1 pseudogene is annotated in these 381 nt (G+C 54.1%); it reads left to right on the top strand.

Annotated features, from left to right (window positions below):
* Nucleotides 1-381: pseudogene (locus K7431_RS30835) on the top strand (hypothetical protein); the annotation flags it as partial.

The raw sequence follows: 381 nt of genomic DNA, 5'->3' as shown, positions 1-381 counted from the left end.
ATCGAGAAGCCAGCTACATGTCGCATGAAAACCACTTCGGCTACGCGGCCTGCGCTGCCCTTTTGCGCGAACAAGGACTGGCAGCCGTTCCGCGCCTCGCGATGTATGCACATAAAGAAGATTGCGGCAGTCTGCTGGTACAAATTAACCATCCGCAAGTCATCCGCACCTTGCTACTGGTGGCTGATAAAAACAAACCCAGCCTGCAACGTGTGGCTAAATACAGTAAAAACTTCCCCCATGCGACGCTCGCCGCACTGGCAGAACTGCTGGCGTTAAAAGCCCCCCCTGCGCGCCCTGGTTATCCCATCATCGGAGACAAAAAGCTGCCTGCACAGCAAAAAGCACGTGATGAATACTGGCATACGCTGTTACAAACGC

The sequence above is a fragment of the Pseudomonas fluorescens group sp. genome, assembly GCF_020093335.1.
Lineage (GTDB): Bacteria > Pseudomonadota > Gammaproteobacteria > Pseudomonadales > Pseudomonadaceae > Aquipseudomonas > Aquipseudomonas petroselini.
The sequence above is the reverse complement of the archived record's forward strand: the minus strand, read 5'-3'. Positions and strand labels throughout refer to the sequence as shown.